The following is a 15044-nucleotide window of genomic DNA, read 5'->3' on the forward strand; positions in this document are numbered from 1 at the left end:
AACTTCGCATCCAGCGACAGAAAGACATTCAACGACAGCGACTTAGAGGCGATCAAGCCACCCCCAAAGGTTTGCGTCACACACAAACTCTCGTTCGCTCAGGCCCAATCACACGCCGAAACCGTTGAAATCGTCGCATGGCAGCAACGCTCAGGCCAGCGAGGTCACGCCTGGGCGCCTATCGCCAAGCGTCTGACCAGCATGGCCGGCACGGACCCTCGAGGCAAAAAAAAGAGCGGGCCCGAAGGCCCGCTCTGCATTCTTCAGCTTTGGATGGCTGCTGATCAGAACTTCAGCGTCGCACCCAGCGTGAAGTAGCGTCCCACGACGTCATAGACCTGCGGGAAGGTGTTGCCGCTGTTCGCCGTGGTCGTGCCGATGGTGTTACCCACGTTCGGCGCTTCCTTGTCGAAAGCGTTGTTCACGCTGAGGTTCAGGCGCAGGTTCTTGTGGACGTTCCACGATGCCGACAGGTCGACATAGTTGACCGCCTTGATCGTCGAGAAAGCCGGCAGGAAGTTGGTGCCGCCCGGCTCTTCGACCATCTTGCCCACATGACGCCAGTTGTAACCCACCGTCCAGTCACCCAGGTTCCAGCTGGCACGCTGCGTGAACTTGGTCTTGGGCATGAAGCCCGAGGCCGTGCCGTTCAGATTGCCGCAGGCGATGCTGTAGTAGCCCAGGCAGTCACGCACCACCGACGCAGGGGTCGATTGCACGCCATGCTTGGTGGCGACGTTGGCGTTCAGGCTCAGATCGACACGACCCAGCTTGGGGTTGCCGGCCAGCTTGCCCAGCTCCAGCATGTAGTTCACGCCAAAGTCGAAACCACGGGTCCAGATCTTGCCGAGGTTGGACGAGGGGGTGACCACACCAGGGGCGTCCGCACCGTTGAACGTGCCCAGAGGACCACGCAGCACCAGCGCGCAAGCGCCGTTCATGGTCAGGCCCGGGTTGCGTGCCGGGTCATAGCAGTCGTTCAGGATGTCGGTCGTGCTGGGGCTGGACACCGCCTTGTTCAGGTCGATCTGGTAGTAGTCCAGCGACAGCAGCAGGTTGGGCACGGCATCCGGCTGGAACACCAGGCCCAGGGTCTTGGTGTTGGCTTCCTCAGGTCCCAGGTTCGGATTGCCACCGCTACGCTGGTTGATCTGGCCAGCAGACGGTGCCGGCAGGTTGCCGATCGAGGGCACCGGCACACCGGTCAGACGGCACAGGTTGGACAGCGTGCCGGCGGTGTTGGCATCAGCCTGGTTGACCCGATTGCCCTGGCAGGGGTCGATGGCCAGATTGGACAGACCGGACACCAGCGGTGCGTACAGCTCGTTGATGTTCGGCGCACGGGTGGCGCGCTGGCTCATCGCGCGCACACGCAGGCCACGCACCGGCTCCCAGTCGCCACCGATCTTCCAGCTGCCGTAGTCGGTCGTCGAGGTGGTCTTGAACTCGGTGTAGCGATAGCCCAGCTCCAGGCCCAGCTTGTGGATCAGCGGCTGGTTCTTGATCAGGGGCACGCTGGCCTCGGCATAGAGTTCGCTGAGCTTCAGCGTACCGGCACGGTCAGGCGTGGGTGCACCGGTGCCGAGCACTTCGCCCTGGATCTGCGAAGCGCTGTCGGAGAAGTTGGAGGCCGTGACCTCGCGCTGCTCAGCACCGAAGGCCACACCGATCACGTCGGTGGTCCAGGGGCTCTTGAAGGTCTTGCCCAGGTCACCAGTGACGTTGGCGGCCATCACCTGCTGCTCGACCTGCGACTGCAGGAGGGCGCTCAGGTTGATGAACTTCAGCATCTCCGGCGTGATCGAGCCCTCGGTGCCGAACACGTTCAGCGGCACGCAGCCGTTGGCCGTGTTCAAGCACTGGGTCGTGCTCACCGCACGCAGCGCCTGCTGCACCTTGGACAGCGAGCCCCAGTTGCCGCGGGTCTGCACCTGCTGCGACTCACCCTTGGAGAGGTAGGCGTCGTAGCTCCAGTTGTCGTTGATCGCGCCCTTCAGGCCGATCGTGCCTTGCATCGACTTGTTCTTGAAGTCGTTGATGCGGGGGCCGAGCTCGGTGAAGCGACGGCCAATGGCCATCGGCACTTCGGTGGTGTTGCCCAGCACGCAGTTCGCTGCGGAGATGCCGCGCACCTGGCAGATCTGCTGGCGCGCCGCTTCAGGAATGAAGGGGTTGCCGATAGGCACGTTGTAGACGTTGAAGAAGGTGCCGCTAGGCGCCAGGTTCGACAGCACGTCAGAGCGCGTGTAGAACAGGTCTGCGTACACCTCGGCATGGTCGTTGATGACGAAGTTGGCCAGCGCGGTGGCCTGCACGCGATCCAGCGGCGTGACGTAGAAGTTCAGCGGGTTGAAGTTGTAGCTGTTGTACGGAGCAACCAGCTGGCCGGTGGCGGGGTCGATCTGCACGTTGGCCAGGCTGGGCGTGCCAGCGGGCAGGCCGGCTACCGAGCCGATCTGGAAGCTCGTCGGAACGCCCGTGCCCGAGCCCTGCGGGTTGCCCGTCGTGGACGACAGCGAAGTGGAGCCGATCGCGCGATCACCCTGACGCAGCGCATCGGTCTTGGTCGTGCCAAGGCTCAGCACCATGCTGCCGCGGCCATCGGCCAGGGGACCGCCCATGGTCAGGTCGGTACGGCGGCGCACGGCGTCGCCTTCGCCCGACGCACCGTAGCTGCTGCTCAGCTCCACGCCCTTGAATTGGCGATTCAGCACGAAGTTCGCGACACCGGACACAGCGTCAGCGCCGTACACGGCCGAGGCGCCACCGGTCACCAAGTCGATGCGGCGCAGCAGGGCCACCGGAATCGCGTTGGTGTCAACCTGGGCGTTCAGGTCAAAGGGCACCATGCGGCGACCGTCGATCAGCACCAGCGAACGCGCACTGCCCAGGCCACGCAGATCCAGCGTGGCGCCGCCGCCGGTGCCGTTGTTGGTGGCCGCACCGATGGCGGGCACAGCTGCCGGCAGACCCTTGACGACCTCTTCGATCGCGACCGGCTGGCTCGAGTTGATCTCGGCTGCGCCGACCGAGGTCACCGGGCTGCTCGACACGGCGCCGATGGTCTTGATGCGGGTACCGGTGACCTCCACGCGCTCCAGGGTTTCCTGGGCATAGGCGGGTACGGTGACGAATGCGATGCCACCGCTGAGCGCCAGCAGCGCGGCAGTGCTGATCTTGGATTTCCTGAACATGAACTCTCCTTGATGAGAAAGGGGGCTCTCGAAGGCCTGCGTGCAGCTTCGTGGGCACGTGAGCAAACAGCGCCTCAAAAGGTTCGCCATTCTCAAGATCTGGTCCTTGCCAGACGACGCAGGACTTCCCCTAGCGGCTCAAGCTCAGCAGCACTGGCGCTCGACCAGGAATCCAACAATTACCTTTTGAAACAAGGACTTAGGCCCACATCGAGCTTCCAGCCGAAGGGGACACAACATCGATAACGGTTCAGGCATTCGCGTAAACCCCAATCTTTGCTGCACCGCGGCGTAGTCGTCACACAACAGCAAACGCTTGCAGCCATAGGCTGAAATGACGAGCGCGGCCCGAGTTACTGGGAACTCGACAGCCGCGCCGGTGGTTTAGCCGCACAAGGGCGGCTGAACTGTGCCCCGCTACGGGGCGGACACTCAGAGCAACATCACTGCCCCGCCTTCACCTTCAGGCGCCACGCATGCAGCAGCGGCTCGGTATAGCCACTGGGCTGCTCCTTGCCCTTGAAGACCAGATCCAGCGCGGCCTGGAAGGCGGCACCGTTGGGGTTCCCGGCCAGGCTCTTGTAGAGCGGGTCGCCAGCGTTCTGCTGGTCCACCACTTTGGCCATGCGCGCGAAAGTCTCACGCACCTGCGCCTCGGTCACCACGCCGTGGTGCAGCCAGTTGGCGATGTGCTGGCTGGAGATGCGCAGCGTGGCGCGGTCTTCCATCAGGCCGACGTTGTGGATGTCGGGCACCTTGGAGCAGCCCACGCCCTGGTCGATCCAGCGCACCACATAGCCCAGGATGCCCTGCACGTTGTTGTCCAGCTCCTGCTGGCGCTCCTCGGCGCTCCACTCGGCCTTGGCCACCACCGGGATGGTGAGCAGCTTGTCGAGGATGCCGGCGCGCTCGGCGTCGGCGTCGATCTTCTCCAGCTCCTGCTGCACCGCGGCCACGCTGACCTGGTGGTAGTGCAGCGCATGCAGCGTCGCGGCGGTAGGCGACGGCACCCAGGCGGTGTTGGCGCCGGCCTTGGGGTGCGCGATCTTCTGCTCCAGCATCGCAGCCATCAGGTCCGGCATGGCCCACATGCCCTTGCCGATCTGCGCGCGGCCGCGCAGGCCGCAGCCCAGGCCGGTCAGCACGTTGCTGCGCTCATAGGCCTGGATCCAGGCGCTGGACTTCATGTCGCCCTTGCGCAGCATCGGGCCAGCGAGCATCGCGGTATGCATCTCGTCGCCGGTGCGGTCCAGGAAGCCGGTGTTGATGAAGGCCACGCGGCTGGCAGCTGCGGCGATGCAGGCCTTCAGGTTGACGCTGGTGCGGCGCTCCTCGTCCATGATGCCCAGCTTCACGGTGCTGTCCGGCAGGCCCAGCAGCTGCTCGACGCGGCTGAACAGCTCGGCGGCGAAGGCCACCTCGGCCGGGCCGTGCATCTTGGGTTTGACGATGTAGACCGAGCCCTTGCGCGAGTTGCGCAGGCCGTCCTTGCCATGGCCCTGCAGGTCGTGCAGCGCGATGGTCGTGGTGATGACGGCATCCATGATGCCCTCGGGGATCTCGCGGCCGCCGTCCAGCAGGATGGCCGGGTTGGTCATCAGGTGGCCGACATTGCGCACGAACATCAGCGAGCGGCCATGCAGCACCACCTCGCCGCCATTGGGCGCGGTGTAGCGGCGGTCGGCATTGAGGCGACGCGTGAAGGTCTTGCCGCCCTTGGCGACTTCCTCGGTCAGCGTGCCCAGCTGGATGCCCAGCCAGTTGCTGTAGGCCAGCACCTTGTCCTCGGCGTCGACGGCGGCGACCGAGTCTTCCAGGTCCAGGATGGTCGACAGCGCGGCCTCGACGATCACGTCGCTGATGCCGGCGGCATCGCTCTTGCCGATCGGCGTGTTGCGGTCGATCTGGATATCCAGGTGCAGGCCGTTGTGGACCAGCAGCACCGAGCTCGGGTTGCCAGCGTCGCCCTGGTAGCCGACGAACTGGGCCGCATCGGCCAGGCCGGTGCTGGCGCCGCCGATCAGGCTGACGACCAGGCGGCCGTTCTCGACACGGTAGCCCGCGGCGTCCTTGTGCGAGGCGCCAGCCAGCGGCGCAGCCTGGTCCAGCACCTGGCGGGCATAGGCGATCACCTTGGCGCCACGCACCGGGTTGTAGCCCTTGTCGCCCTTCTCGGCGCCACCGGTCTCGGGAATCGCGTCGGTGCCGTAGAGCGCGTCGTACAGCGAACCCCAGCGCGCATTGGCCGCGTTCAGCGCATAGCGCGCATTGAGGATGGGCACGACCAGCTGCGGGCCGGCCTGCGTGGCCAGCTCGGCGTCGACATTGGCCGTCGTCGCCGCCACCTTGCCCGGCGCCGGCACCAGATAGCCCAGGCCTTCGAGGAAGCTGCGGTAGGCGGCCATGTCCCGGATCGGGCCGGGGTTGGCGCTGTGCCATTTGTCCAGCTCGGCCTGCAGGCGGTCGCGCTCGGCCAGCAGGGCCGCGTTCTTCGGTGCCAGATCATGGGCGATCGCGTCGAAGCCGGCCCAGAAGGCGGCGCTCGTGATGCCGGTGCCGGGCAGGACCTTGTCCTCGATGAAACGGTACAGCGGCGTGGCGACCTGAAGACGGTGGCAGGTGGTGCGATCGGACATGTTCTGACCTCGGGCGTATGGGGTGGAAACTGCATCGGGGCACGGGCCCCCTGGCGGAGAATTTAAGCCAGAGCCGGGCCTCGATTCATTGCCTCGAAAGCATTGAATCCCTGATGTTTTTGCACAAATCAGGCATCTGCCGGGTTGCTTTCAGCGGCCAGCCGCGCACAATCCGGGGGCATGGATCGCCTCAAGCAGATCGAATCCTTCGTCGCCGTCGCCACCAAGGGCAGCCTCACTGCGGCAGCCCAGCTGGAGGGCGTGGCACCGGCGGTGATGGGCCGGCGCATCGATGCACTGGAGCAGCGCCTGGGCGTCAAGCTGCTGGTGCGCACCACCCGCCGCATCACGCTGACACCCGAGGGCAGCTCGTTCCTCGAGAACTGCCAGCGCCTGCTGGTGGACATCGCCGATGCCGAAGCCAGCGTCAGCGCCGGCGGCGTACAGGCCAGCGGCCATCTGCGCATCACCGCGCCAGCCGGCTTCGGGCGCCGACATGTGGCGCCCTTGGTGCCCGAGTTCCTTGCCCAGCACCAGGACCTGAGCCTGTCGCTGAACCTCAGCGACCGTGTGGTCGACATCGTCAACGAGAGCTTCGATTGCGCGGTGCGCGTCGGCGATCTGGTCGACTCCAGCCTGGTCAGCATGCGCCTGGCTGACAACCGGCGCCTGTGCGTGGCCTCGCCGGCCTACCTGAGACGCGCCGGCATGCCCAAACACCCGAGCGAGCTGGCGCGCCACCAGTGCCTGGGCCTGAGCTCCGAGGCCAGCCAGTCGCGCGGCTGGGCCTTCATGGTCGATGGCGAACTGATGCATTGGCGCCCCTCCGGCCGCCTAGACTGCAGCGACGGCCAGGTGCTGCACGACTGGTGCCTGGCGGGACTGGGCATCGCCTGGCGCAGCATCTGGGAGGTCGAGGCCGACCTTGCCGCCGGCCGGCTGCATGCCGTGCTGGAGGAGTTCGCGGCGCCGCCCAACGGCATCTTCGCGTTGGTGCCACAGCGCAAGCACCTGCCGCTGCGTGTCAAGCTGTGGATCGACTTCCTGAAGTCGAACTACGCGAACCCCGACTACTGGGCGCGCGCCTCGGCGGCCCGGGCGCCCGGCTGAAAGAGCAGCTCGGGACCACCGGTCCCGAGTCCAGCTTTACTTGGCTGCGGCGTCGGCAACGCACTTCTTGACGAAGCTGGTCTTGGCAGCACCGGCCAGCTTCTTTTCTGCCGCCTTGGCCTCGCAGGCCGCTTCGGGCGTCGGCGCAGCTGCTGCACCACCGGCATCGCTCACGCACTTCTTCACGAAGCTGGTCTTGGCAGCGCCGGCCAGCTTCTTCTCTGCTGCCTTGGCCTCGCAGGCGGCTTCGGGTGCGGCCCCGCCGGCATCGCTGACGCACTTCTTGACGAAGCTCGTCTTGGCGGCGCCAGCCAGCTTCTTCTCTGCCGCCTGAGCCTCGCAGGCCTGGGTGGCATCAGCCGCCTGAGCATTGGATGCGACGAGGACAAGACCGGCCAGCAGCGCGGCCAGGGTGTGCTTGAGCATGGTGTATCGGCTCCGAGTTGGTCAGTTGGGGTCAGGTCTTGCCATCTGCAGCAAGCCCTGCCGGAGCGTAACGCAGCGGCATGCCGGCGCGATTACATGATGCGCCGCGGATGCGAGAGTTGCTCGTGGGCCGCATGCAGGCGCCGCACCAGCACCTGGATGAAGGCACGGTCGAAACGATGCTGGCATTCAGGGCTGAGCATGCCCAGCGACTCTGGCGTGAACGAGATCGTCGTGCAGAGCTCGCTGACCTTGATGTCGGTGCTGTGCCGGCGCAGGTCGGGATTCGGCGCCAGATAGGCCATCTCGCCGACCGAGGTACCCTTGCCCAGCGTGGCCACCTTGGCGCCATCGCGGAACACCACCACCTCGCCCTGGGCGATGATGTGGAAGGTGTTGCCCTCCTGCCCCTTCTTGTAGAGCGCATGATCGACCGGGAAGCGCCGCCAGCGCGCGCGGTGCACCACCTCCCACAGGTCCACATCGCCGAAGTCGGCGAAGAACTCCAGCTCGCGCAGCAGATTGAAGCGCTCCGAGTCCTTCACCTCATAGAGCCGCGCCAGCGGCACCAGCTGGCGCGACACCAGCTCGGAGAGAGCGCGCGCGAAGCTGTCCCAGTCCGCATAGCGCTCGCTCGGGTGCTTGGCCAACGCCTTCAGGATCACCGCATCGAGCTCGGCCGTCACGCCGGCGCGCTGGCCCTGCAGCGACACCGGCGCCTGGTGGTAGATCTGATGCATCAGCGCCATCTGGCTGGGCGCATCGAAGGGCGGGCGCCCAGCCACCAGGTGGTAGAGCACGGCGCCTAGCGAATACATGTCAGCGCGGCAATCGACGTCACCGCCCTCGATCTGCTCCGGCGGCATATAGGCCAGCGAGCCGACGCGATGCACCTGGGTGGCGTCGGAGTTCAGGTTCAGCGCGCTGCCGAAATCGCTGACCTTGACATCGGTGACCTGGCCTTGCGCGTCCAGCACCGCCAGCAAATTGGCTGGCTTGACATCGCGATGGATCAGCCCCTGGCGGAACACATAGGACAGCGCCATCGCGCACTTGAAACCCAGCTCGACGATCTGGTCCAGCGGCAGCAGGCGGTCGCTGCGGCAGAAGTTCTTCAGCGTGACACCGGGCACGTACTCCATCACCAGATACGGCGCATCCGGGTCGGGCACGGCGTCGAGGATCTGCACCACGTTGGGATGCTGCAGCCGCCCGGCCAGTGCGGCCTCGGCCGCGTAGAAGCGAATCGGGAAGGTGTCGCCCGCGCCGCCGCGGCTGCCGGTCGCCCAGGCGCGCACGCGCTTCACCGCCACCTCGACGTCATGGAAGTCGTCGCGCGCCAGGAACACATCGCTGGTCGCCCCCTCGCCCAGGCGTCGCAGCACGCGGTACTTGCCGATGAACTTCGGCAGGTCGGCCGTGGTGTCTGCAGGCAGTCCTGGGTCGAGTGTGGACATGGGCCTCATCATACTGACGCCTCGATACGTAGAATCCCCGCCCATGATCCAAGCCAAGCAGGACCTGCTCGCCGCCCTGGGCGAGGCCATCCAAGAACTGAGCCCCGGCAGCGACCTGGCAGCCGCCTTCGAATCCCCCAAGCAGGCCAGCCATGGCGACTTCGCCTGCACCGCCGCGATGCAGTTGGCGCGCCCGTTGAAGAAGAACCCGCGCGAGCTGGCGCAGGCCTTGATCGACGCGCTGCAGCGCCGCGCAGCCTTCCAGACCTGGGTCGAGAGCCTGGAGATCGCCGGCCCCGGCTTCATCAACATCCGCCTCAAGCCCGCCGCCAAGCAGGCCGTGGTCAAGGAAGTGCTGGACGCCGGCGCCGCCTTCGGCAGCAGGCCGCCCAACGGCCAGCATGTGATGGTCGAGTTTGTCTCCGCCAACCCGACCGGCCCGCTGCATGTGGGCCATGCGCGCCAGGCCGCGCTGGGCGACTCGCTGTGCCACCTCTTCGCCACGCAGGGCTGGGACGTCACGCGCGAGTTCTATTACAACGACGCCGGCGTGCAGATCGCCACGCTGGCCCAGTCCACGCAGTGCCGCCTCAAGGGGCTGAAGCCCGGCATGGACGGCTGGCCCGAGTCCGCCTACAACGGCGACTACATCCAGGACATCGCCGACGACTTCGCCGCGAAGAAGACCGTCAAGGCCGACGACCGTGAGTTCACCGGTTCGGGCGACGCCGAGGATCTGGACGGCATCCGCCAGTTCGCCGTCGCCTATCTGCGCCACGAGCAGGATCTGGATCTGCAGGCCTTCGGCCTGAAGTTCGACCACTACTTCCTCGAGTCCAGCCTCTACAGCACGGGCCGCGTCGAAGCCACGGTGGCCAAGCTGGTCGCCAACGGCAAGACCTACGAGCAGGACGGCGCGCTGTGGCTGCGCTCGACCGACTACGGCGACGACAAGGACCGCGTGATGCGCAAGTCCGACGGCGGCTATACCTACTTCGTGCCCGACGTCGCGTACCACATCAACAAGTTCGAGCGCGGCTATACCAAGTGCATCAACGTGCAAGGCACCGACCACCACGGCACGATCGCGCGCGTGCGCGCCGGCCTGCAGGCGGCGGACGTGGGCATCCCGCAGGGCTTCCCCGACTACGTGCTGCACAAGATGGTCACCGTGCTCAAGGGCGGGCAGGAGGTGAAGATCTCCAAGCGTGCCGGCTCCTACGTGACGCTGCGTGACCTGATCGACTGGACCAGCCGCGACGCCGTGCGCTTCTTCCTCATCAGCCGCAAGGCCGATACCGAGTTCGTCTTCGACGTTGACCTGGCGCTGAAGCAGAACGACGAGAACCCGGTCTTCTACGTGCAGTACGCGCATGCGCGCATCTGCTCGGTGATCCGCCAGTGGGTGGCCAGCGGCGGCGTCGAGGCCGACCTGCCGGGCGCCGAGCTGGGCCTGCTCAGCGCACCGGCCGAGACCGCGCTGATGCTCAAGCTGGCCGACTACCCGCGCATGCTGACCGGCGCCACCGAGGGGCTGGCACCGCACGATGTGGCTTTCTACCTGCGCGATGTGGCGGCCGCATTCCACAGCTACTATGCGGCCGAGCGCTTCCTCACCGACGACGACGCGCTGACCCGCGCCCGCATGGCGCTGCTGGCCGCGACCCGCCAGGTGCTGCGCAATGCGCTGGCGGTGCTGGGCGTCAGCGCGCCGGAGGCGATGGCCCGCGAGACCACGGAGAACGCATGAGCAACAGCAAGAGCAGCAGCGGCAAGAAGAGCGGCGAAGGCAGCCCGCAGCGCGCCCAGCGCGGCGGCTTCGTTCTCGGCCTGATCGTCGGCCTGCTGCTGGGTCTGGGCATCGCGCTGGGCGTGGCGCTCTATGTCACCAAGGTGCCCATCCCCTTTGTCGACAAGGTGCCGCAGCGCACCGCGGAGCAGGACGCCAGGGAGGCCGAGCGCAATCGCAGCTGGGACCCCAATGCTGGCCTGGCCGGCAGGGGCGGCAAAGCTGCCAGCGGCGTGGTCAGCGGCGCCCCCGGACCGGCCCAGGCGACGGCTTCCGCCGCGGCACCGGCTGCGCAGCCGGCGCCACAGGCCGCGGCGCCCGCACCGGCCGCCAAGCCGGCAGCCGCCGCTGCGTCGACCGCGCGCACCGAAGCCAAGCCAGCCACCGCCGCGGCCAGCGCCGCCGGCGCCGACCCCTACGTCTACTATGTCCAGGCCGGCGCCTACGGCAAGACCGAAGATGCCGAGACCCAGCGCGCCAAGTTGGCGATGCAGGGCTTCGTGGCCAAGATCTACGAGCGCGAGCAATCGGGCCGCACCGTCTACCGCGTCCGCATGGGCCCGATGGAAAGCCGCGATGAGGCCGAAGCGCTGCAGCGCAAGCTGGAGGCCGCCGGCATCGAGGCCAACCTGGCCCGCGTGCAGCGCTGAGCGGGCGCGTCAGCCCCGCCCGCGCCTGCAGCGTTCACTGACTTCCCCCATCTGCACATCGAACGAGGATCTCCGATGAAGCGTCGCGATTTCAATGCCGGCCTGGGACTTGCCGGCAGCGCTCTGGCTCTGGGTCTGCCTGAACTGGCCAGCGCCCAGGGCGGCCCGATCGAGGGCACGCACTTCCGCCGCCTGGCGTCGCCCCTGCCCACGCAACCCGGCAAGATCGAGATCGTCGAGTTCTTCTGGTATGGCTGCCCGCACTGCAATGCCTTCGAGCCGATGCTGGGCGAGTGGGTCAAGAAGCTGCCGGCCGACGTCAGCTTCCGTCATGTGCATGTGGCCTTCCGCGCCAACGTCAAGCTGCACCAGCGTCTGTTCTACGCGTTGGAAGCGTTGGGCAAGGAGAAGGAACTGCGCGCCCGCATCTTCTCCGCGATGCATGTCGAGGGCCGTGCGCTGGACAGCGTCAAGGCCATGAGCGACTTCCTGGCGCCGCTGGGCATCGAGCCGGCCAAGTTCGAGCAGGCCTACAACAGCTTCGGCGTGCAGACCAAGTGCCAGCAGGCCGAGAAGCTGTCCGAGGGCTACCGCATCGATGGCGTGCCGGCGATCGGCATTGGCGGCCGCTTCCTGACGGCGCCGAGCATCGCCGCCGCGGGCCAGCGCCTGAACGAGATCGAGTCCGGCCGGCGCGCACTGGCCGTGACTGACTACCTGATCCAACAGATCCGTTCCGGAAAGGCCTGAGCGGCCGATTTGCAGGGCTAGAATGGCCTGCAAGAACTGTGCCGCCATGAACCCGCCCTGCCCCCTCCTGAACCCTAGGCGCCTGCTGCAAAGCTGGGCGCCGGCCCTGCTGGCCGGCGCGCTGGCGACCCTGCCGGCCTGGGCGGAGAAGGCCGATCGCGACAAGCCACTGAACATCGTCTCCGAGCGCGGCGGCCTGCACGACGCGGCCAAGCAGCTCACCGAGTTCAGCGGCAAGGTCATCCTCACCAAGGGCACGATGCAGCTCAGCGCCGAGACGCTGTCGGTGCGCGAGAGGAGCGACGGTTTCGTGCTGGCGATCGCGCAGGGGCGCGAAGGCGAGCCGGTCAGCTTCCGCCAGGCGCGCGACGTGCCCGGCGAGAGCATCGCCGGCACCGCCGGCCAGGTCGAATACGACGCACGGACCGACACCGTGCGCTTCAGCGGCGCTGCGATCGTGCGCATCCTGCGTGGCAGCACGGTGATGCGCGAAATCAGCGGCGCCGTGCTGGTCTACGACAACCGCAGCGAGCGGGTCAGCGTCGAGGCCGGCCAGACCTCACCCAACCCGCGCGGCGGGGTGCGCATGACCATCATGCCGCGCGAAGCCACCGCGCCGGCGGCGCCGGCCTCGGCCGTACCGCTGCAGGCCGTGCCGCCGGTGCCGCGCAATCCTTCATGACCGGCATCGCCACGCAGCACCGCCCGGCGCTGGAGTCCGGACCCAGCAGCCGGCTGGAGGCCGAAGGCCTGCAGAAGAGCTATGGCGTGCGCAAAGTGGTCAAGAACGTCCATGTGGACGTGCACAGCGGCGAAGTGGTCGGACTGCTCGGCCCGAACGGCGCCGGCAAGACGACCAGCTTCTACATGATCGTCGGCTTGGTGCGCGCCGATGCCGGCGAGATCCGCATCGACGGCCAGCCGGTGCAGAACCTGCCCATCCACAAGCGCTCGCGCCTGGGCCTGTCCTATCTGCCGCAGGAAGCGTCGATCTTCCGCAAGCTCACCGTCGAGGAGAACATCCGCGCGGTGCTGGAGCTGCAGCGCGACGACAAGGGCCGGCCGCTGCCGGAACAGCGCATCAAGGACCTGCTGGAAGGGCTGCTCGCCGACCTCAGCATCGAGAAGCTGCGCGACAGCCCGGCGCCGGCGCTGTCCGGCGGCGAGCGCCGCCGCGTCGAGATCGCCCGCGCGCTGGCCACGCAGCCGCGCTTCATCCTGCTGGACGAGCCTTTCGCCGGCGTGGACCCGATCGCGGTGCTCGAAATCCAGCGCATCATCCGTTTCCTCAAGGCGCGCGGCATCGGCGTGCTGATCACCGACCACAATGTGCGCGAGACGCTGGGCATCTGCGACCGCGCCTACATCATCAGCGAGGGCGCCGTGCTGGCCGAGGGCACGCCGCAGGAGATCGTCGACAACGCCGACGTGCGCAAGGTCTATCTCGGCGAACACTTCCGCATGTAGGGCCGGGATGGCGCAGCGATGAAGCCCTCACTGCAGGTCCGCCTCAGCCAGCACCTGGCGCTCACACCGCAGCTGCAGCAATCGATCCGCCTGCTGCAGCTCTCCACGCTGGAGCTGAACCAGGAAGTCGAGCAGATGCTGGCGCAGAACCCGCTGCTAGAGACCGAGGACGAATTCGGCGACGCGCCCGCCCCGGAGCTGCCGGAGATCCGCAACAGCAGCAGCACCGACAGCGACGGCGGCGACGACTACGCCGGCGGCACTGAAACCGAAAGCACGGCCGAGATCCGCGCCGAAGACTTCGGCACCACCGAGCGCGAAGACTGGGAGAACGGCACCGAGGGCGACGACTTCGACGGCATCCGCGAACTGCCCAGCAACAGCAGCAGCGGCAGCGGCTCGGGCGACGAGGATGGCGAGCGCAGCGAGCTGGAGTCGGCCGAGATCAGCCTGCAGGAGCATTTGGGACAGCAGCTCGCCGGCATGATGCTCAGCCGTGAGGACAAGGCCGCGCTGCACGTGCTGATCGAGTCGCTCAACGAGGACGGCTATCTGGAGGACAGCCTCGAGGAGCTGACCGATGCGCTGCTCGGCGCCGACGCGGACCCGGAGTCCAAGGACGAGGTATTGGACCGGCTGCGCTGCGCGCTGGCCTGGCTGCAGAGCATGGACCCTGCCGGCGTGGGCGCGCGCGACCTGTCCGAGTGCCTGACGCTGCAGCTGCGCGCGCAACCGCGCAGTGAGGCGCAGGCGATCGCGATCCTGATCTGCAAGAAGCACCTGGAACTGCTCGCCAAGCGCGACTGGAAGCGCCTGATGTCGTTGACCGGTGCCGACGAGGAGCTGCTGCGCGAGGCGCAGAGCCTGATCACGCATCTGGAGCCCAAACCCGGCCGCCGTTTTGCGCGCGGCCAGGCGCAGGCGGTGATCCCCGATGTGATCGTGCAGAAGGTCGGCCGCGAGTTCCGCGTGATGCTGAATCCCGAGGTCGCGCCCAAGCTGCGCATCAACGAACTCTATGCGCAGGCGCTGCGCGCCACGCGTGGCGGCATCAGCAACTCGCCGCTGGGCGCGCAGCTGCAGGAGGCACGCTGGTTCATCAAGAACATCCAGCAGCGCTTCGACACCATCCTGCGCGTCTCGCAGGCCATCGTCGAGCGGCAGAAGGGCTTCTTCACCCATGGCGAGCTTGCGATGAAGCCGCTGGTGCTGCGCGAGATCGCCGACGAACTGGGCATGCACGAGTCCACGATCTCGCGCGTGACCACTGCCAAGTACATGGCCACGCGCTTCGGCACCTTCGAGCTGAAGTACTTCTTCGGCTCGGGCCTGGCCACCGAGGCCGGCGGCAATGCATCGAGCACCGCGGTGCGCGCGCTGATCAAGCAGTTCGTCGCCGCCGAGGATCCGGCCAAGCCGCTGTCGGATAGCACGCTGGCGCAGATGCTGGAAGAGCAGGGCATCCAGGTCGCCCGCCGCACCGTCGCCAAGTACCGCGAGGCGCTTAAAATCGCGCCAGCCAATTTGCGCAAAAGCCTCTGATCCCGCGCCCGCGGTCCTTGGCG

General features: G+C 67.1%; 11 protein-coding genes. 7 read left to right on the plus strand and 4 right to left on the minus strand.

What is annotated here, in order from left to right; genetic code table 11:
- Positions 1-284: 284 nt before the first annotated feature.
- Both AC2EBS_RS15485 and AC2EBS_RS15490 read right to left on the minus strand, forming a co-directional pair.
- Positions 285-3194 (minus strand): TonB-dependent receptor domain-containing protein, encoded by a 2910-nt coding sequence (locus tag AC2EBS_RS15485; RefSeq protein ID WP_484729334.1) that lies wholly within the window; start codon positions 3192-3194, stop codon positions 285-287.
- A 443-nt stretch (positions 3195-3637) separates the two neighbouring features.
- On the minus strand, positions 3638-5830 hold the full coding sequence (locus AC2EBS_RS15490; protein ID WP_484729335.1) for a malate synthase G: 2193 nt from the start codon (positions 5828-5830) through the stop codon (positions 3638-3640).
- 180 nt (positions 5831-6010) lie between these two features.
- On the opposite strand from AC2EBS_RS15490, the gene AC2EBS_RS15495 reads away from it, so the two are divergent.
- Complete coding sequence (locus tag AC2EBS_RS15495; protein WP_484729336.1) at positions 6011-6940, plus strand: LysR family transcriptional regulator; 930 nt, start codon at positions 6011-6013, stop codon at positions 6938-6940.
- A gap of 36 nt (positions 6941-6976) precedes the next feature.
- Here AC2EBS_RS15495 and AC2EBS_RS15500 read toward each other — a convergent pair whose 3' ends face one another.
- Both AC2EBS_RS15500 and AC2EBS_RS15505 read right to left on the minus strand, forming a co-directional pair.
- On the minus strand, positions 6977-7366 hold the full coding sequence (locus AC2EBS_RS15500) for a hypothetical protein (protein ID WP_484729337.1): 390 nt from the start codon (positions 7364-7366) through the stop codon (positions 6977-6979).
- A gap of 92 nt (positions 7367-7458) precedes the next feature.
- Positions 7459-8823: a serine/threonine-protein kinase gene (locus tag AC2EBS_RS15505; RefSeq protein WP_484729338.1), complete on the minus strand. Its 1365-nt coding sequence runs from the start codon at positions 8821-8823 to the stop codon at positions 7459-7461.
- Between the two features lie 43 nt (positions 8824-8866).
- On the opposite strand from AC2EBS_RS15505, the gene argS reads away from it, so the two are divergent.
- From argS to AC2EBS_RS15535, 6 genes are all read left to right on the plus strand, one after another.
- Positions 8867-10573: an arginine--tRNA ligase gene (gene argS, locus AC2EBS_RS15510; protein WP_484729339.1), complete on the plus strand. Its 1707-nt coding sequence runs from the start codon at positions 8867-8869 to the stop codon at positions 10571-10573.
- Entirely contained in the window at positions 10570-11262 is a 693-nt protein-coding gene (locus AC2EBS_RS15515; protein WP_484729340.1) for an SPOR domain-containing protein, read from the plus strand. The genes argS and AC2EBS_RS15515 overlap by 4 nt, the downstream gene beginning before the upstream one ends.
- Positions 11263-11337: 75 nt before the next feature.
- On the plus strand, positions 11338-12012 hold the full coding sequence (locus AC2EBS_RS15520) for a thiol:disulfide interchange protein DsbA/DsbL (protein WP_484729341.1): 675 nt from the start codon (positions 11338-11340) through the stop codon (positions 12010-12012).
- Between the two features lie 46 nt (positions 12013-12058).
- Positions 12059-12694 (plus strand): lipopolysaccharide transport periplasmic protein LptA, encoded by a 636-nt coding sequence (lptA, locus tag AC2EBS_RS15525; RefSeq protein ID WP_484729342.1) that lies wholly within the window; start codon positions 12059-12061, stop codon positions 12692-12694.
- Positions 12691-13479 (plus strand): LPS export ABC transporter ATP-binding protein, encoded by a 789-nt coding sequence (gene lptB, locus AC2EBS_RS15530; RefSeq protein ID WP_484729343.1) that lies wholly within the window; start codon positions 12691-12693, stop codon positions 13477-13479. Before lptA ends, lptB begins: the two co-directional genes overlap by 4 nt.
- 18 nt (positions 13480-13497) lie before the next feature.
- Positions 13498-15021 carry an RNA polymerase factor sigma-54 gene (locus AC2EBS_RS15535; protein ID WP_484729344.1) on the plus strand — a complete coding sequence of 508 codons (1524 nt, stop codon included), beginning with the start codon at positions 13498-13500 and terminating at the stop codon, positions 15019-15021.
- Positions 15022-15044: the final 23 nt, after the last annotated feature.

The sequence above is a fragment of the Roseateles sp. T103 genome (assembly GCF_057219915.1).